At 67.8% G+C, this 18,264-nt stretch carries 14 protein-coding genes; 9 read left to right on the top strand and 5 right to left on the bottom strand.

All coding sequences use genetic code 11. The features are described 5' to 3' along the window. Positions 1 to 7 precede the first annotated feature (7 nt). The 6 genes from ACIIOY_RS07845 (at position 8) to ACIIOY_RS07820 (ending at position 7,528) form a co-directional block, all read left to right on the top strand. The gene (locus ACIIOY_RS07845; RefSeq protein ID WP_411034088.1) at positions 8 to 1,000 is read left to right on the top strand and encodes a BMP family lipoprotein; all 993 of its coding nucleotides are present in this window, start codon (positions 8 to 10) and stop codon (positions 998 to 1,000) included. Positions 1,001 to 1,094: 94 nt separating this feature from the next. Continuing rightward, positions 1,095 to 2,168, top strand: coding sequence for an ABC transporter permease (locus ACIIOY_RS07840; protein ID WP_411034087.1), 1,074 nt, complete (start codon positions 1,095 to 1,097; stop codon positions 2,166 to 2,168). A 19-nt stretch (positions 2,169 to 2,187) separates the two neighbouring features. Next, positions 2,188 to 3,120 carry an ABC transporter permease gene (locus ACIIOY_RS07835; RefSeq protein ID WP_411034086.1) on the top strand — a complete coding sequence of 311 codons (933 nt, stop codon included), beginning with the start codon at positions 2,188 to 2,190 and terminating at the stop codon, positions 3,118 to 3,120. A gap of 5 nt (positions 3,121 to 3,125) precedes the next feature. Beyond that, positions 3,126 to 4,658: an ABC transporter ATP-binding protein gene (locus ACIIOY_RS07830; protein WP_411034085.1), complete on the top strand. Its 1,533-nt coding sequence runs from the start codon at positions 3,126 to 3,128 to the stop codon at positions 4,656 to 4,658. Positions 4,659 to 4,715: 57 nt separating this feature from the next. Beyond that, positions 4,716 to 5,615: a LysR family transcriptional regulator gene (locus ACIIOY_RS07825; RefSeq protein WP_411034084.1), complete on the top strand. Its 900-nt coding sequence runs from the start codon at positions 4,716 to 4,718 to the stop codon at positions 5,613 to 5,615. A 134-nt stretch (positions 5,616 to 5,749) separates the two neighbouring features. Further along, complete coding sequence (locus ACIIOY_RS07820) at positions 5,750 to 7,528, top strand: patatin-like phospholipase domain-containing protein (protein WP_411034083.1); 1,779 nt, start codon at positions 5,750 to 5,752, stop codon at positions 7,526 to 7,528. A 49-nt stretch (positions 7,529 to 7,577) separates the two neighbouring features. On the opposite strand, the gene ACIIOY_RS07815 is transcribed toward ACIIOY_RS07820, so the two are convergent. Next, entirely contained in the window at positions 7,578 to 8,498 is a 921-nt protein-coding gene (locus ACIIOY_RS07815; protein ID WP_411034082.1) for a LysR family transcriptional regulator, read from the bottom strand. Between the two features lie 143 nt (positions 8,499 to 8,641). On the opposite strand from ACIIOY_RS07815, the gene ACIIOY_RS07810 reads away from it, so the two are divergent. The 3 genes from ACIIOY_RS07810 to ACIIOY_RS07800 all read left to right on the top strand — a co-directional run bounded on the left by ACIIOY_RS07810 (position 8,642) and on the right by ACIIOY_RS07800 (position 14,013). Further along, positions 8,642 to 9,439: an alpha/beta hydrolase fold domain-containing protein gene (locus ACIIOY_RS07810; protein ID WP_411034081.1), complete on the top strand. Its 798-nt coding sequence runs from the start codon at positions 8,642 to 8,644 to the stop codon at positions 9,437 to 9,439. Between the two features lie 54 nt (positions 9,440 to 9,493). Continuing rightward, positions 9,494 to 10,684: an efflux RND transporter periplasmic adaptor subunit gene (locus tag ACIIOY_RS07805; RefSeq protein WP_411034080.1), complete on the top strand. Its 1,191-nt coding sequence runs from the start codon at positions 9,494 to 9,496 to the stop codon at positions 10,682 to 10,684. A 122-nt stretch (positions 10,685 to 10,806) separates the two neighbouring features. Beyond that, the gene (locus tag ACIIOY_RS07800) at positions 10,807 to 14,013 is read left to right on the top strand and encodes an efflux RND transporter permease subunit (RefSeq protein ID WP_411034079.1); all 3,207 of its coding nucleotides are present in this window, start codon (positions 10,807 to 10,809) and stop codon (positions 14,011 to 14,013) included. Between the two features lie 73 nt (positions 14,014 to 14,086). Here the strand turns inward: ACIIOY_RS07800 and doeB are convergent, their stop codons facing one another. Genes doeB through eutB form a run of 4 tightly spaced genes read right to left on the bottom strand, consistent with a single transcriptional unit; the run spans position 14,087 to position 18,262 of the window. Further along, positions 14,087 to 15,094 (bottom strand): N(2)-acetyl-L-2,4-diaminobutanoate deacetylase DoeB, encoded by a 1,008-nt coding sequence (gene doeB / locus ACIIOY_RS07795; protein ID WP_411034078.1) that lies wholly within the window; start codon positions 15,092 to 15,094, stop codon positions 14,087 to 14,089. 3 nt (positions 15,095 to 15,097) lie between these two features. Further along, positions 15,098 to 16,279, bottom strand: coding sequence for an ectoine hydrolase DoeA (gene doeA / locus ACIIOY_RS07790; protein ID WP_411034077.1), 1,182 nt, complete (start codon positions 16,277 to 16,279; stop codon positions 15,098 to 15,100). 10 nt (positions 16,280 to 16,289) lie between these two features. After that, positions 16,290 to 17,282 carry an ectoine utilization protein EutC gene (eutC, locus tag ACIIOY_RS07785; RefSeq protein WP_411034076.1) on the bottom strand — a complete coding sequence of 331 codons (993 nt, stop codon included), beginning with the start codon at positions 17,280 to 17,282 and terminating at the stop codon, positions 16,290 to 16,292. Next, positions 17,279 to 18,262, bottom strand: a complete 984-nt coding sequence (eutB, locus tag ACIIOY_RS07780; protein WP_411034075.1) for a hydroxyectoine utilization dehydratase EutB — start codon at positions 18,260 to 18,262, stop codon at positions 17,279 to 17,281. Before eutB ends, eutC begins: the two co-directional genes overlap by 4 nt. Positions 18,263 to 18,264 lie beyond the last annotated feature (2 nt).

Genomic DNA, 18,264 nt, shown 5'->3' with positions numbered 1-18,264 from the left:
GAATGAAATGAAGAAGACTGCAATTTCACGTCGTTCGCTGCTTGCGTCCGTTCTCGGACTGGCCCTTGCCGGAGTGCTCTGGCAGGACCTCGCGCATGCCGAGGACTTCAAGATGGGCCTCCTCGTGCCCGGCAGCGTCTCGGAGGAGGGATGGAACCGGATCGGCTACAACGCGCTGAAAGGCGTGGAGGAGCAGCTCGGCGCCAAGATCAGCTATGTCGAGCTGCAGCAGAACCCGGCCTCCTTCGAAAAGGCCTTCCGCGATTATGCGAGCCAGGGCTACAAGGTGATCCTCGGGCACGGCTTCGAGTTCCAGGACGCCGCGCTCGACGTCGCCCTCGACTATCCGGACACCTATTTCCTGATCTCGTCGAGCGCCATCCATGAAGGCAACGTCATCGGGCTCAACACCGATACCAGCCAGCCCTTCTACCTGATGGGCGTGATCGCCGCGAAGATGGGCCGCAAGGCCGGTCTCGTCGGCGGCATGGAGATCCCGCCGATCCAGCAGGCCTTCGCCGGCTTCAAGAACGGCGCCAGGAGCGTCAATCCGGACTTCCCGATCAGCGAGGCCTATATCGGCAACTTCACCGATACGACGGCCGCCAAGGAGGCGGCGCTGAGCATGATCTCGCAGGGCGCCGACTTCGTCGTGCCGAACGCCTCCGGCGCCACGGTCGGCGGCTACCAGGCCATCGCCGAATCGGGGCCGGACGTGCGCTCCTTCTCGATCTTCAGCGACTTCACCCAGGTCGCGCCCAACAACATCCTCGGCCTCTACGTCGCCGACTATGCGCAGGGCGTGGTGGAGGTCGTGCGTTCGATTCGGGACGGCAATCCGCCGACGGAGAACGTCGTCTTCGGCCTCAAGGACCCGAAGGTCATCTCCTTCTCCTTCCGCGACGACGGCCCGGTCTCCGTGCCGGACGACATCCGCGCCGAAGTGAAGGCGATCAGCGAGAAGATCGCGGCCGGAAAGATCAAGACCGACGCCGAGTGACCGGCATGCGCTGCGGCCGGCCCGGCCGGCCGCAGCGCACGCTTCCGCGCCACACCAACATCCGGACCGACCCATGGAACAGGTAAACCAGGGAGTGCGTGAGACCGTGTATCCTCAAGCAGCCCGAACCCTCCGCCGCACGCTTTCGCAGGTCGCGATCAGCGCCGTCACCCCGATCGCGGCGGTCCTCGTCGCCCTCGCCTGCGGCGCCGTCCTGCTCTGGCTCAACGGCTTCGACGGCAGCGACGTCGTCACCGTCATGATCTTCGGCTCGTTCCAGGACATGCGCTCGGTCGGCGAAATCCTCCTGAAGGCGACGCCGCTCATCCTCATCGGCGCGGGCCTGTGCGTCGCCTTCCGATGCTCGATCTGGAACATCGGCGCGGAAGGCCAGCTCTATGTCGGGGCGATCGCCGCCACCCTCGTCGGCACCGGCATCGACGGCCTTTCCGTCTGGATCCACGCGCCGCTCGTCATGCTGGCCGGGGCGCTGGCGGGCGCGGCCTGGGCGGGCATCGCCGGCTATCTCAAAGTGCGCTTCCAGGCGAGCGAGATCGTCACCACCATCATGCTCAACTACATCGCGCTCATCATGACGAGCTACCTCGTCACCGGCCCGATGCGCGATGCGAGCGCCGCCTATCCGCAGTCCGCGCGCCTCGTGCGCGAAGCCTGGACGCCGCGCATCGTCTCCGACTTGCGCCTGCATATCGGCATCCTCGTCGCCGTCGTGCTGGCGGTCGCGCTCTACGTCTTCCTGCAAAGGAGCAGCCGCGGCTTTGCGCTGCGCGTCGTCGGCCTCAACCCGCATGCCGCCCGCTATGCCGGCATGGACGTCGCCCGCAACGTGATGGTCGCCATCTGCATCAGCGGCGCGATGGCGGGCCTTGCCGGCGCCTTCGAGGTCGCGGGCGTCACGCGCCGGCTCTACCAGAACATCTCGCCGGGCTACGGCTTCGAGGGCATCGCGGTGGCGCTTCTGGCCAACAACAATCCGCTGGCGGCGATCTTCTCCGGCGGGCTCTTCGCGACGCTGCGGTCCGGCTCGGAGATCCTCCAGATCACCTCGCAGGTGCCGCAGGTCCTCGTGCTGGTCATCCAGGGCATCGTCATCCTCTCGGTCGTCGCCTTCGTCAAGTTCCGCGACATCCTGAGAATCCTGACTTAGCGGCAGAAGGACCGGTTCAATGGACGACATGATGTTCCTCACCTTCCTTGCGGCGCTGACCGGCGCGGCCTGGAGGCTTGCGACACCCCTCATCTTCGCCTCCATCGGCGAGGTCTTTTCCGAACGGGCCGGCGTGCTCAACATCGGGCTGGAAGGCACCATGCTCGTCGGCGCCTTCTGCGGCTTCGCGGCGGCCTTCGCCACGGGCAGCATCCCGCTCGGGCTGCTTGCCGGCGTTGCGGGCGGCATGCTGTTCGGGCTCGTCTTCGCCTTCTTCACGATCACCGTCAAGGCGGACCAGATCGTGGTGGGCGCGGCGCTCAACCTGCTCGGCATGGGCCTCACGGCCTTCCTCTTCCGCACCTACTACGTCTCGACCGGCAAGGGCATCGAGATCGCCCAGCCGGTCGACATCCCCTTCCTCAGCGACCTGCCCTTCCTCGGCGAGGCCTTCTTCCGGCAGAACCTCATCGTCTATTCGACGATCCTCGTCGCCGTCCTCGCGACGCTCGTGCTCTACCGCACCTCCTTCGGCCTGACGCTGCGCGCGGTCGGCGAGCACCCCAAGGCCGTCGACGTGGCCGGGCGCAACGTGGCGGCCTACCGCTACGGCGCGGTGCTGGTCGGCACGGGGCTCGCCGGGCTCGGCGGCGCCTTCCTGACGCTCGGCCATTCCAACCAGTTCGTCGAGGGCATCACCTCGGGGCGCGGCTTCATCGCGCTCGCCGTCGTCGTCTTCGCCCGGTGGTCGCCGGTCGGGGCCTTCTTCGTCTCGCTGCTCTTCGGCCTGTTCTACGCCCTGCAGCTGATGCTCCAGGCGCAGGCGTCCATCGTCGTGCCCTACCAGCTCCTGCAGGCCCTTCCCTACATCATGACGATCATCACCCTCGTCATGGTCCGCGGCAAGGGCGCGGCGCCCGGCAAGCTCGGCCAGCCCTACGAGATGAGGTGACGGACATGTCCCGCAAACCCTTCCTGCGCATCGACAACATCCGCAAGCGCTTCGGCCCCATCGTCGCCAGCGACGGCGTGTCGCTGGAGATCGAGGAGGGCGAGATCCACGCGCTGCTCGGCGAGAACGGCGCCGGCAAGAGCGTGCTGATGAGCATGATCTGCGGCATGGTGCGGCCGGACGAGGGCGAGATCGTCTACAAGGGCGAGGCCGTGCGCTTCAACAGCCCGCGCGAGGCGATCCGCCAGCGCATCGGCATGGTGCACCAGCACTTCATGCTCGTGCCCAACCTCACGGTCGCGGAAAACTACATCCTCGGCCAGGGACCGGCGCTGCGCGTCATCAACGACATGGACAAGGTCCACGCGAGGATCCGCGAGCTTTCCGACCGCTACGCCCTCGACGTGCGCCCGGACGCCCTGGTGGAGGACCTCTCGGTCGGCGAGCAGCAGCGGGTCGAGATCCTGAAGGTGCTGTTCCACGGCATCGACCTTCTCATCCTCGACGAACCGACCGCCGTGCTCACCCCGCAGGAGACCGACCGGCTGCTCTGCCTGATGGGCGACCTCGTCAAGGACGGCAAGACGGTGGTCTTCATCTCGCACAAGCTCGACGAGGTCATGCGCGTTTCCAACCGCATCAGCGTGATGCGCGACGGGCGCGTGGTGCACACTGTCGATGTCGGGAAGACCGATGCGCGCGAGCTTGCCCGCATGATGGTGGGCCGCGACGTGCGCATGGAGCTGCCGCGCAGCCCTGCCGCACCCGGCCGGACCGTCCTGTCGGTGGAAGACCTCGTCTGCCGCAGCGAGAGCGGCCTTCCCGCCGTGCGCGGCGTGAGCCTTGCCGTGCGCGCCGGCGAGATCGTCGGCATCGCCGGCGTTTCGGGCAACGGCCAGACCGAGCTGTCGCTCGCCCTTTCCGGCCTGCTGCCCGTCGATTCCGGCCGCGTGGTGCTCGACGGCAAGGACATTACCGGGCTCGACCCCGCCCGCATCAATGCCAGCGGCTTCTCCCACATCCCGGAGGACCGGCACAGGCACGGCATCGTCATGTCGCTGTCGCTCGGCGAGAACGCCATCCTCCAGCGCTACGACCAGCCGCCCTTCGCCGTGCGCGGCATGCTCAACCGGAGAGCGATCGGCGAGCATGCCCGCGACCTCGTCAAGCGCTTCCGCGTGAAATCCCGCGACGAGGAGCAGCGGATCGGCGACCTGTCCGGCGGCAACCAGCAGAAGCTGGTGGTCGCGCGGGAACTGGCGCGCAATCCCGGCTTCATCCTCGTCAACCAGCTGGCCCGCGGCATCGACATCGGCGCGATGGAATTCGTCATGGAGGAGATGCTGAAGCAGCGCGACAGCGGCCGCGCCATCCTGCTGATCTCGACCGAGCTGGAGGAGCTTTTCGCGATCTGCGACCGCATCCTCGTGATGTTCCACGGCAAAATCCTCGGCGAGCTGCCGCCGGACCGCACCCGCCTCGACGAGCTGGGGCTGCTGATGGCGGGCAAAACCGAACAACCGGCGCTTGCGGACTAGACAGGAACAGGTGCGGCAGGGTTTGATGGAGGCCGCAAACGGGAGGGCCGCGCATCCATGAACATAACCCTGCGGCAACTCAGGGCCTTCATCGCGGTGGCCGAGCTCGGCCAGTTCAATCTCGCCGCGCGACACCTTCACCTCACCCAGTCGGCGGTCAGCATCCTCATCCGCGACCTGGAATCGGAGATCGGCGTGCGCTTGTTCGACCGCCATACGCGGATGGTCTCGCTCACCCTCGTCGGCCAGGAATTCCTGCCGCAGGCGCGCAAGATCCTGAAGGACCTGGAGCTTGCCGTGGGCGACGTGCGCGACAACGCCTCGCTGAAACGCGGCCAGGTGACGATCGCCGCCGCGATCGTGCTCGCGGCCACCATCGTGCCGCCGATCATCGCCCGGTTCCTGCGCATGTATCCCGAAATCTCCGTCAGCATCCGCGACATGCCGGAGGAGCAGATCAGTCCCGCGCTCAAGCGCAACGAGGTGGACATCGCCGTCGGCACGCTCTCGGAGGACGATCCCGAGATCAACGCGACCCCGCTGCTGCGCGACAAGCTGATGCTCGTCTGCCGGGAAGACCATCGTTTCGCCAGGCGCAAGACGGTGCGCTGGGCCGAGCTGAAGGACGAGAACCTCATCACGCTCGCGGCCGCCAACCCGCTGCGCAGCATCGTCGAGCACAACCTCATCCGCGTCGTGCCGAACTACCGGCCGAAATACGAGGTGCGCTTCTCGACCACCGCCATCAGCATGATCGCCGCCGGCATGGGCGTCGCCGTGCTGCCGGAAAACTCCAGCCAGCTCGCTTCCGCCGTGCGCGTGACCACCGTCGACCTCATCGAGCCCCATGTCATGCGCGACGTCTCCCTGCTGCAACGCCGCCACCACAGCCTCTCCCCCGCCGCCGAGCACCTGAAAGCCGTCTTCATCGCCAGCGCCGCCGACCGCGAGGGCTGAGCCCGGTCCGCCGCAGGGCGGGTTGCCGCTCGCCAGAAACAATCCAAAGGTGTATTCCAATGGAAGCGGAAATCCACGCGGGGCGCGGCGCGGATATCCTTGCGGCCCGGCCGAGGCGCCGAAGGGAGGAGCGATTGGAAACGTTCGACGCAGGCAGACTGGCCGACCCGTCGCTTGAATGCGACCTCATCATGAAGGGCGGCATCACGTCGGGCGTGGTGTTCCCCAAGGCGATCACCCGCCTTGCCGAACGCTACCGCTTCGTCAATATCGGCGGCACCTCGGCAGGATCGATCGCCGCGGTGATGGCGGCGGCGGCCGAATACCGCCGGTCGCTCGGCGGCAGCGAGGAGGACAGGGCCGCCGGTTTCAAGGTCATCGAGGAGATGGCCGATGATCTCGCCCGGAACCTGAAGACGCTCTTCCAGCCGTCGGCCGCGACCCGGCCGCTGTTCGTGCTCGCAATGAGCGTCATCGCGTCGAACGGAAAGGCCGGCGCCTTCTTCGCCGGCGCGCTGCGGGCCTATCCCGCCGAGGTCGCGCTCGCCGCCCTCCCCGGCCTTGCCCTGCTCGCCTGGGCGGCTTGCGGCGCCTTTCTCTGGGCGGGCCTTGCCGGCCTGCTCCTGCTCGTCGCCGTTCCCGCCGTCACGGTCGCGCTCAAGCTCTGGCGGGCGATCACCGTCGTGCTGCCCGCCCACGACTACGGCATTTGCAGCGGCCTTTCCGCCGCGCCGCAGGGCGTGCCCGCCTTCACCGACTGGATCGCCGCCAAGCTCGACGCGGCGAGCGAGCGCGACCCCGCGGACGGCAGCGGCTATCGGCCGCTGACGGTCTCGGACATCCGGGAAAGGGGCATCACCGTCGCCAGCGTCACCACGGACCTTTCGTCGGGGCGGCCCTATCAACTGCCGCTCGGCACGCGCATCTTCTCCTTCCGCAAGGCGGAGTTCGAGCGGCTGTTCCCGCAGCGCATCGTGGACTACCTCGTCAGGACGGGCGGGCGCGCGAAGACCCAGGACGACCAGCCCCTCACGGACGAGAACGGCAACGGCGACTATTACAGGCTGCCCGCCGAGGGCGAGTTCCCGGTTCTCCTGGTGGCGCGCCTCAGCCTCAGCTTTCCCGGTCTCATCAGCGCCGTTCCGCTCTACCGGTTCGACAACACGGTGAAGGACGCGGCCGGAAAGAGGGGCGTGCTGGTGCGCTGCCTGTTTTCCGACGGCGGCATCACCAGCAATTTCCCGATCCACTTCTTCGACGCCCTGCTGCCCGGCCGGCCGACTTTCGGCATCGCGCTCGGCAGCCTCGACGAGCGCGTGCCGGACGCGCCGCGCGTCTTCCTGCCGACCGGCATCCGCCAAGGCTCGGCGACCGCCGCCCATGCGATCGTCGGGCTGCTGGATTTCGCCAACGCCATCCTGACCACCGCGCGCAACTGGCAGGACACGCTCCAGAGCCGCCTCCACGGCTATCGGGAGCGCATCGTCGAGATCAGGCTCGACGACGACAAGGAGGGCGGCCTGAACCTTGCCATGGACGAGAAGACCATCGACGGCCTGATTGCCTTGGGCGACGAGGCGGCCGGCAGGCTCTTGGACGCGAACGACGGCTTCGACTTCGACGAGCACCGCTGGCGGCGCGCCGTCACCGCCCTTCCCGCGCTCGCGGAAGCCCTCGAGCGGTTCTCGCGCGTGTGGGGCGCGCCCTACAGGACCCTGCTGCTCGAGCACGATCCAAGCGGCCTGACGGGCGTGACGCGGGCCGGCCGGCAGGATCTCGTCGCCTTCGCCGACGCGCTCGCCGCGCTCGGCGGGCAAACGAGGGACAAGCCGCTCCCCAAGCCCTCCGCGCAGCGCGCGATCGTGCGGGTGGTGGCGCGCGTGGACACGGACGAGAGCCCGGCAGGCGGTTGAAGGGCAGGAGGCTTTTCACGGAAACGCGGAAACGCCGATCTGTCTGTTCCTACGCGTTTCCGGACGCCGTCAGCGGTGCGCGCGCGAGGAGCCGCACCAGCCAGTCGACGAAGACGCGGACCTTGTTGCTGAGGTGGCGGTTCGGAGGATAGATGACGAAAAGCGGGATCGGCTCGACCGCCCAGCCGGGCAGGACGGGAACGAGCTGGCCGGCGGCGATCGCGTCCCTCGCCATGAAGCAGGGAAGCGGCGCGATGCCGAGGCCGGAAAGGGCGGCGGCAAAAAAGCTCCGGGCGTCGTTGACCGAGACGATGTAGCGGCCGTTGATCTCCAGCTTCCTGCCGTCCCGCCCGAACTCGAAGGGCACGATGCGGTTGGTCTGGGCGAGGAAATAGTTCACGCAGTGATGGCTGGTTTCGAGCTCCGACGGATGCCCGGGCATGCCGAAGGCCGCGATATAGCCCGGCGAGGCGCAGGCGACAACGTCGATCTCGCCGACCCGCCGGGCGATCAGCGACGGGTTGCCCGGCGCCCCGGCGCGCAACGCGCAGTCCACGTTCTCGGCAAGGTAGTCCACCGTCCGGTCGCCGACGCCGAGGTCGATATGGATGTCGGGGTATTTTTCATGGAAATCGCCGAGCTCGGGGATGATCAAAAGGTCCGCGAAGGCGCCGGACATTTCCACGCGCAGGCGGCCGCTCGGGTTCATGCGGGAATGGGACAGGCTGCCGTCCAGCTCGTCGATCTCGGCGACGATCTGGTTCGCCCGTTCGTAATAGAGCGCCCCGTCGGTGGTCACCATCACGCGGCGGGTGGTACGGTTGAGGAGCTTGGTCTGGAGATGGGTTTCGAGATTCTGGATGAGGTTGCTGACGGTCGCCTTGGGCATGCCGAGCGCCATGGAGGCGCGGGTGAAGCTGCCCGTCTCCACCACGCGGAGGAAAGCGCGCATCGCAGAAAGCTGATCCATGGAACATTCCTACTAAGAAAGGCATGATTGTTCGAATTCTTGGACAGTGAAATCGGTTTTACCACACTTATCTGGAAAAAATGACTGACGATATAAATGGTGAGGGCCCCTCCTATTTCCAAGCGGGCCACAGGAACAAAACCATGCCGGTAGAGATCAAGGATGTGACATTCGATACGGTGGCCCCCGGCCCCGTCTCCGTGCGCATCTACCAGGGGGCCGACTGCGCCAGGGGCGCGCCGGTCCTGCTCTACTTCCACGGCGGCGCGTTCATGGAGATCGGCCTGAAGCCCTGCCCGCTTGCCGAATGCATCGCCGGCACCGGCGCCATCGTCGCCGTGCCGGACTACAACGCGCCCGGCGGCGGCATCTTCCCCGAGCCGCTCGAAGTCGGCTTCGCGATCTTCTCCTACCTTGCCAAGAAGCGCGCCGGGCTCGGCGACCGCCGGTCGCCGTTCCTCATCGGCGGCGAGGAGGCCGGCGGCAATATCGCGGCCGGCGTCGCGCTCAAGGCGCGCGATCATTTCGCGGACGAGCTGGACGGCCAGGTTCTCCTCTCGCCGCTGCTCGATCCCTTCATGGCGACCCAGTCCTTCCGCAAGGCGGACGAAATCGGCATGCGCCAGCGCTGGGCCGAGGGCTGGAGCCACTATCTCAGCGCCGGCGTGTGCCATCCCTATGCCGCGCCGTGCCTCTGCTCGCGCCTTTCGGGCCTCGCGCCGGCACTCGTCATCTCGGCCAAGGACGATCCGCTCCTCGACGAGACGCTCGGCTATGCGAACCGCCTGCAGGCGGCGGGCGTGACGGTTCAGCAGCATGTCCTTCCCGCGGGAACAGGCTGGCCAACGATCCACAGCGGGACACCCAATGGGACCGGGCAATGGGCGGACATCCTTCCCCGCCAGTTTTCCGGTTTTGTTCAAAATATTAGCATCCACTGATTTTATACGGAACCAAAGGATAGCGTGGCCCAGGGGGCCATAAGGAGAAGAGCAATGATGTCGAAGCGCAAACGCTGGGCCCTCTCGGGCGCCGGCCTGGGACTTGCCGTGTCCGTTTCCGCCGCAGCCCTGATGTTTCAGCTGCCGGGCAACGTCGCGCAGGCGGAGGCCACCGTGACGGCGGACGTGCCGGCCGTGCCGGTGACGGTCGCCGTGGTCGAGAACCGAAACGTGGTGAGCTGGCAGGAGTTTTCCGGCCGCCTGGAAGCGATCGACCGCGTGCAGATCCGCTCGCGCGTCGCCGGCGCCATCCAGTCGGTCCATTTCCGCGAGGGCGCCCTGGTGAAGGCGGGCGACCTTCTCTTCACGATCGATCCCGAACCCTACAGGACCGCGGTGACGCAGGCCGAAGGCCAGTATGCCTCGGCCGCGGCGCGGGTGAAGCTCGCCAGGACCCAGCTGGAGCGCGGCCAGCGCCTCGCCCACAGCAACAGCATCTCGCAGAGCGACCTCGACCAGCGCCAGAACGCGCTGGCGGAAGCCGAGGCCGGGTTGAAAACGGCCGAAGCGGCCCTGCACGCGGCCAAGCTCGAGCTCAGCTACACCAACGTGCGCGCGCCCGTCGCCGGCCGCGTCGGCAAGGTGGAGATCACGGCAGGCAACCTCGTCGCCGGCGGCTCGGCCTCGCCCGCGCTGACGACGCTCCTGTCGGTCGATCCCATCTATGCCGGCTTCAACGCCAGCGAGGAGATGGTGGCGGCCGCGCTCGCCGCCCTGCCCGCCTCCGACGGGGCGCTGCCGCCGATCGAGCAGATCCCCGTGGAGGTCGGCACGCTCGCCGATGCCGGCACGCCGATCCGCGGCAAGCTCCAGCTGATCGGCAACGAGGTGGATGCGGCGAGCGGCACCATCGCCGTGCGCGCGGTCTTCGACAATCCCGGCGGCAGGCTGATCCCCGGCCAGTTCGTGCGCATCCGCATGGGCGAGCCGCGTGCCGAAAGCAAGATCCTCGTCAGCGAGCGGGCGATCGGCACCGACCAGGACAAGAAGTTCGTCTTCGTCGTCGACAAGGACAACAAGGTCGCCTACCGCCCGGTCGTGCTCGGCAGCCTTTCCGGCAGCGAGCGCGTCGTCGAAAGCGGCCTTGCGGCCGGCGACAAGGTCGTCGTCAACGGCCTGCAGCGCATCCGCCCCGGCGCCGTCGTCGATCCGCAGGTGCAGGAGAACGTCGCCTCGGCGAAGTAGGCAGGCGAAGACCGGCAGGACGCAAGCACGCCCTGCCCCGAACAACCGTCAATCCAATGCCCGCCGGCGCGAAACCGCTTTCCGCCGGCCGGGTCCGTTCGTCCCTGGAGAGGGGTATCGTTATGAACATCTCCCGTTTCTTCGTCGATCGCCCGGTCTTCGCCGGGGTATTGTCGATCCTCATCGTGGTGGCAGGCCTGATCGGCATGCGCGCCCTGCCGATCTCCGAATATCCGGAGGTCGTCCCGCCTTCCATCGTCGTGCGCGCCGTCTATCCCGGCGCGAACCCCGTCGTCATCTCCGAGACCGTCGCCACGCCGCTCGAAGAGCAGATCAACGGCGTGGAGGACATGCTCTACATGAACAGCCAGGCCACCTCCGACGGGGTCCTGACGCTGACCGTCACCTTCAAGCTCGGCACGGACCCCGACAAGGCGCAGCAGCTCGTGCAGAACCGCGTGTCGCAGGCCGAGCCCCGCCTGCCGGCGGAGGTGCGCGCGCTCGGAGTCACGACCGTCAAGAGCTCGCCGGACTTCATCATGGTGGTGAACCTCGTCTCGACGACGGACCGCTACGACGTCACGTACCTGCGCAACTACGCCACGCTCAACATCAAGGACCGCCTCGCCCGCATCGAGGGCGTCGGCCAGGTGCAGGTGTTCGGCGCGGGGGACTATGCGATGCGCGTGTGGATCGATCCGCAGAAGGCCGCCGAGCATGCGCTCGCCGCCAGCGACATCACCAACGCCATCCGCGAGCAGAACGTGCAGGCCGCCGCCGGCATCATCGGCGCCTCGCCGACGCCGGACGAGGTGAACCTCCAGCTCAACGTGAATGCCCAGGGGCGCCTGCGCACGCCGGAGGAGTTCGGCAACATCATCGTCAAGGCGGGCGCGGAGGGCCAGATCACCCGCCTCAGGGACGTCGCCCGCGTCGAGATGGGCGCGGCCGACTATACGCTGCGCTCGCTGCTCGACGGCCAGCCCGCCGTCGCCATCGCCGTGCTCCAGGCGCCCGGCTCGAACGCCATCGAGATCGCCGACAACGTGCGCGCGACCATGGACCAGCTCCAGCTCGCCATGCCCGACGGCGTGAAATACGAGATCGTCTACGACACGACGGAGTTCGTGCGCGCCTCCATCGACAAGGTCGTCGACACGCTGCTGGAAGCCGTCGCCCTCGTCGTCCTGGTGGTGATCCTCTTCCTCCAGACCTGGCGCGCCTCGATCATCCCGCTGCTCGCCGTCCCCGTCTCCATCATCGGCACCTTCGCCGTCATGTACGCCTTCGGCTTCTCGGTGAACGCGCTGACGCTGTTCGGCCTGGTGCTCGCCATCGGCATCGTGGTGGACGACGCCATCGTCGTCGTCGAGAACGTCGAGCGCAACATCGAGAACGGCCTCAGCCCGCGCGATGCGACCTATCGCGCCATGCGCGAGGTCTCGGGGCCGATCATCGCCATCGCGCTGGTGCTCGTCGCCGTCTTCGTGCCGCTCGCCTTCATCAGCGGCCTGTCCGGCCAGTTCTACCGCCAGTTCGCCCTGACCATCGCCATCTCGACGGTCATCTCGGCCATCAACTCGCTCACCCTGTCGCCGGCGCTGGCCGCGCTTCTCCTGAAGGATCACCATGCGCCGAAGGACTGGCTGACGCGCGTCATGGACCGCCTGTTCGGCTGGTTCTTCCGCGGCTTCAACCGCGCCTTCGGTGCGGCCGGCAACGGCTATGGCCGCAGCGTCGGCGGGCTCGTCTCGCGAAAATCCCTCGTCATGGCGGTCTACCTCGCCCTCGTCGGCGCCACCTATGCGGTGTTCAACGCCGTTCCGGGCGGCTTCGTGCCGGCGCAGGACAAGCAGTACCTCATCGGCTTCGCCCAGCTTCCGGACGGCGCCACGCTCGACCGCACGGAGGAGGTTATCAAGAAGATGAGCGAGATCGCGCTGGAACAGCCGGGCGTCTCCCACGCCATCGCCTTCCCCGGCCTGTCGATCAACGGCTTCACGATCGGCTCCAACTCGGGCATCGTCTTCGCCACGCTGGACAGTTTCGAGGAGCGCACCACGCCGGAGCTTTCCGGCGGGGCCATCGCCATGCAGCTCAACCAGAAATTCGCCGGCATCCAGGATGCCTTCATCGCCATCTTCCCGCCGCCGCCGGTCAACGGCCTCGGCTCGACGGGCGGCTTCAAGCTGCAGATCGAGGACCGCGCCGGGCTCGGCTACCAGGCGCTCGACGAGGCGACGAAGGCCTTCCTCGCGAAAGCCTACGAGACGCCGGAGCTGGCGGGCCTGTTCTCCAGCTTCCAGGTCAACGTGCCGCAGCTCTATGCCGACCTCGACCGTTCCAAGGCCCAGCAGCTCGGCGTGCGCGTGACGGACGTGTTCGAGACGCTGCAGATCTACCTCGGCTCGCTCTACGTCAACGACTTCAACGCCTTCGGGCGCACCTACAGCGTGCGCGTGCAGGCCGATTCCGCCTTCCGCGCCAAGCCGGAGGACATCGGCCAGCTGAAGGTGCGCTCGCAGTCGGGCGAGATGATCCCGCTCGCCGCCCTCCTCAAGGTCGACGCGACCACGGGGCCGGAGCGCACCACGCGCTACAACGGCTTCCTTTCGGCCGACATCAACGGCGGGCCGGCGCCGGGCTTCTCCTCCGGCCAGGCGCAGGCCGCCATCGAGAAGATCGCCGCCGAGACCCTGCCGGCGGGCATCGACTTCGAATGGACGGACCTCACCTACCAGCAGATCCTTGCCGGCAATTCGAGCATCGTCGTCTTCCCGCTCGCGCTGCTGCTCGTCTACCTCGTGCTGGCCGCGCAATACGAGAGCCTGACGCTGCCGATCGCCATCATCCTCATCGTGCCGATGGGCGTGCTCGCGGCGCTGGCGGGGGTCTGGTACACCGGCGGGGACAACAACATCTTCACCCAGATCGGGCTCGTGGTGCTCGTGGGGCTTTCGGCGAAGAACGCCATCCTCATCGTCGAGTTCGCGCGCGAGCTGGAGTTCGAGGGGCGCAATCCCGTCGAGGCCGCCATCGAGGCGAGCCGCCTGCGCCTGCGCCCGATCCTCATGACCTCCATGGCCTTCATCATGGGCGTCGTGCCGCTGGTGCTGTCGACCGGGGCGGGCGCGGAAATGCGCGCCGCCATGGGCCTTGCCGTCTTCTGCGGCATGATCGGCGTCACCTTCTTCGGCATCTTCATGACGCCGGTCTTCTACGTGCTGCTGCGGCGCCTTGCCGGCAACCGCCCGCTCATCCAGCACGGCCGGTCGACCATGGCCGCCGACGATGCCGAGCCCGAACGGCTGCCGGCGCCGCAACATTGACGGGTGACGCAAAATGGCCGGGTGTGTCCCGGCCATTTTCTTGCTCGAACCGTGCGAAGCGCTCGCGCGGCCCTCAATCGACGACGGTCGCCAGCACGCTGACGCAGTCGCCGGGCTTGACGAGGCCGGGGAAATGGCGGGCGGCGAGGATGCCGTCCATCTTCGCCTTCACCTCCAGGGGGGCGATGCCGGTGCGCCCGACGGGATGGATGCGGGCGACGACGGCGCCGTTCTTCACCCGGTCGCCGAGGTCATGAAGCGGTTCGATGAGGCCGCCGTCCTCGGCGAAGGAGAAGCAGTTGCCGTCCGGCATGTCGAGCCAGGTGGTCTTCGCCGCCTCGACCGCGCCCTTGAGGATGCCCGCCGCCTTCAGGACGTTGGCGACGCCGCGCTTGGCGACGCCGGCGCTTTTCGCCGTCGCCGTGCCGCCGCCGCCGAGCTCGGTGGTGACGAAGACCTTGCCCATCTCCTCGGCCGCCGTGTCGTACATGCCGACCGCGTCGATCTCCAGCATCTTCATCGACCAGGGCGCGCCGAAGGCGGAAACGAGCTCGAAGGCCTTCGCCTCCTGCGCCTTGTCGGGCAGGATGTGCGCGGCGCAGAAGGGCAGGAAATCCAGCGTCCTGCCGCCCGAATGGAAGTCGAGCACGATATCGGCGAGCGGCAGCAGCGCGCGCTGGAAGTAGTCGGCGATCTTCTGCGTCACCGTGCCGTCCGGCGCGCCGGGGAAGCTGCGGTTCATGTTGCCCCTGTCGATCGGCGAGGTGCGCGTGCCGGCAAGGAACGCCGGGTAGTTCATCGCCGGCACGATGATGACGCGGCCCGTCACCTCCTCGGGCTTCAGCGTGCGGGCGAGGTCGAAGAGCGCGATCGGCCCCTCGTATTCGTCGCCGTGGTTGCCGCCGGTGAGAAGCGCCGTCGGCCCCTCGCCGTTCTTGACCACCGTCACCGGGATCATCACCGAGCCCCAGGCGGAATCGTCCCGGCTGTAGGGCAGGCGCAGGAAGCCGTGCTGCACGCCCTCGGCCGAGAAATCGACCGTGGGGGTGATGGGCGAGGGCCGCAGGGAACGCTCCAGCATGGCTCAGTCCTTCACGAAAAGCTTGCGCGGCACGTCGGCGAGGCACTCGACGCCCGTCTCGGTGATCAGGATGCTTTCCGTCGTCTCGAAACCCATGTCCTCGAGCCACAGGCCCGTCATGAAGTGGAAGGTCATGCCCGGCTTCAATTCGGTCCGGTCGCCGGGGCGCAGGCTCATCGTGCGCTCGCCCCAGTCCGGCGGGTAGGAAAGGCCGATCGGATAGCCCGTGCGGTTGTCCTTGACGATGCCGTACCTCTTGAGCACGGCGAAGAAGGCGTTGGCGATGTCCTCGCAGGTATTGCCGGGCTTGGCGACGGCAAGGCCCGCCTCCATGCCCTCCAGCGTCGCCTTTTCCGCGTCGAGGAAGGCCTGCGTCGGCTTGCCGAGGAAGACGGTGCGCGACAGCGGCAGGTGATAGCGGTGGTAGCAGCCGGCGATCTCGAAGAACGTGCCCTCGCCGGACTTCATCGGCCGGTCGTCCCAGGTCAGGTGCGGCGCGGAGGCCTCGACGCCGGAGGGGAGCAGCGGCACGATGGCCGGATAGTCGCCGCCGATGCCCTCCGTGCCGCGGATGCCGGCATCGTAGATCTCGGCGACGAGGTCGCACTTGCGCATGCCGACCTCGATCCTGTCGAAGATGCGCTGGTGCATCTTCTCGACGATGCGCGCGGCATTGCGCATGTACTTGATCTCGGTCTCGCTCTTCACCGCCCGCTGCCAGTTGACGAGCGCGGTGGCGTCGATGAAGCGGGCATTCGGCAGGTGCTTCTGGAGGGAGGCGAAGGCGGCGGCGGAGAACCAGTAATTGTCCATCTCGACGCCGATCGTCAGCCTGTCGAGGCCGCGTTCGGAAAGCTTGCCCGAAAGATAGTCCATCGGGTGGCGCTCGGTGGACTGCACGTAGTCGTCCGGGTAGCCGATGATGTTCTCGTGCTTCAGATAGGCGGTGAACTTCGCGCCGTTGGCGTCCTGCCCGCGGCCGTACCAGATCGGTTCGCCCGTCGGCGGCACGACGACGCACTGGTGCACGTAGAAGGACCAGCCGTCATAGCCCGTCAGCCAGTTCATGTTCGACGGATCGCTGACGATCAGCACGTCGATGCCCTTGGCCTCCATGGCCTTGCGCGTCTTTTCAAGGCGCGCTTCGTACTCCGAAAGGGAGAACTTCAGGTTCGCTTGTTTCATGGGTATTTCCTCAGCTTTCGAAAGTCGTGCCGGCATTGGCCGCCGCCGCGCGGGCGGCGGCGAGCGTCGCGATGGCCGTGTCCTGGATGCCCGTGCCGGTGAGATCCGCCACGGTGATCTCGTCGGGGCCGCTGCGGCCCGCTTTCCGCCCGGCGACGATCTCGCCGAGCTCGGGGAAGACCGCCCCCTCCGTCACGAGGCCGGCCTCGATGGCATGGTGCAATTCGCCGAGCCGGCGCGTCTGCATCAGGCTGTCGGCGACATAGAGGCCGGCGCCGGTGATGACGGCAGGCTCGATCTCGTTCTTGTGCTCGGCGTCCGAGCCCATGGCGGTGACGTGCTGGCCGGGTTGCAGCCACTCGGCCTTGAGGACCGGCACCTCGGAGGGCGTGGTTGTGACGACGACATCCGCCCCGTCGACCGCCGCCCGGCCGTCCGCCTCGGCGCGGACGGGAATGCCGAGCTTCACCGTCAGCTCCTCCGCCGCCGCCTCGGCCTTCGCCATATCGCGCGCCCAGATGCGCGCCTCGCGGATCGGGCGCACGAGCGTCAGGGCTTCGAGCTGGAGCTTCGCCTGCATGCCGGCGCCGAAGATGGCGGCGACCGTGGCGTCCGGCCGTGAGAGGTGCCGCGCCGCGACCGCGCCGGCGGCGGCGGTGCGCACGTCGGTGAGGTAGCCGTTGTCGAGCAGCACGGCCTGGACGAGGCCGGTCTTCGCCGAAAACAGCACCATCAGGCCGTTGGTGCTCGGCAGGCCGATCTTCGGATTGTCGAAGAAGCCGGGGCTGATCTTGATGGCGAAGCCGTCGAGGCCCGGCACGTAGGCCGTCTTGACGTCCACCTCGCCGCGATGCTCGGGAATGTCGAGCCGGAGGATCGGCGGCATGGCGACGGCCTTCGTGGCGAGCGCATGGAAGGCCGCCTCCACGCAGGCGACGGCTTCGAGGTCGAGCGGCACGATGCGCCGGAGGTCCGCCTCGGTGAGGATTTTCATTTTCGTCACGCCGCGTCCTCGCCGTTGATGACCCGAAGGTGCTGGTCCATGTCCACGTTGCGGCCGGAAAGGATGACGGCGACGGGGCCGTCCAGCCTGCCGAGCCGGCCGGAAAGCAGCGCCGCGATGCCGACCGCGCCGGCGCCTTCGACCACCTCGCGCTCCTCGCGGTAGGCATGGCGCATGCCGGCGGCGATCTCGGCTTCGGAAAGCAGGATCACGTCGTCCAGCAGCGCGCGGCACATCTGAAAGGTCACTTCATTGGCAAGGCCGATGCCGCCGCCGAGGGAGTCGGCAAGGCTCGCCACCTCCTCCACCTGCACCGGGTGCCCGGCATCGAGGCTCGCCTTCATCGCCGCGCCGCGCTCCATGGTGAGGCCGATCACCCGCGTCTTCGCAGAACGGCCCTTCACCGCCGCGGCGACGCCCGCCGCGAGCCCCCCGCCGGAGAGCGGCACGAGCACGGCCGCGGCGTCCGGCATGGCGTCCGCGATCTCCAGCCCGAGCGTGCCCTGCCCCGCCACCACGGCGGGACCGTCGAAGGGCGGCACCATGACGAGGCCGTCCTCCCTAACCAGCCGGTCCACCTCCACCTGCGCCTCGTCCTGCGAGCGCCCGACGATGCGGACATCGGCGCCGAGCCGGCGGATTTGCGAAACCTTGTTCTCCGGCACGAGCCGGGACATGCAGATCGTCGCGACCGACCCCTCCGCCTTCGCGGCATGGGCGAGCGCCCGGCCATGGTTGCCCGTGGAGGCGGCGACGACGCCCCGCGCCCGCGCCTCGGGCGAGAGCGAAAGCACCGCGTTCGTCGCCCCGCGCAGCTTGAAGCTGCCGGTCGTCTGGTGATGTTCGAGCTTGAGGCCGACCGGCACGCCGCAGCGCCCGGTGAGCGCGGCCGAGAGCACGAACGGCGTTGCAAGGACGCGGCCCGCGATGCGGCGCGCCGCCTGCTCGATATCCGCCAATGTCACGGGAAGGTTCGTCATGG

The sequence above is a fragment of the Shinella agrisoli genome (genome assembly GCF_046557955.1).
GTDB lineage: Bacteria > Pseudomonadota > Alphaproteobacteria > Rhizobiales > Rhizobiaceae > Shinella.
Note: the sequence above shows the minus strand (reverse complement) of the source record. Positions and strands in the feature narration are given on the sequence as shown.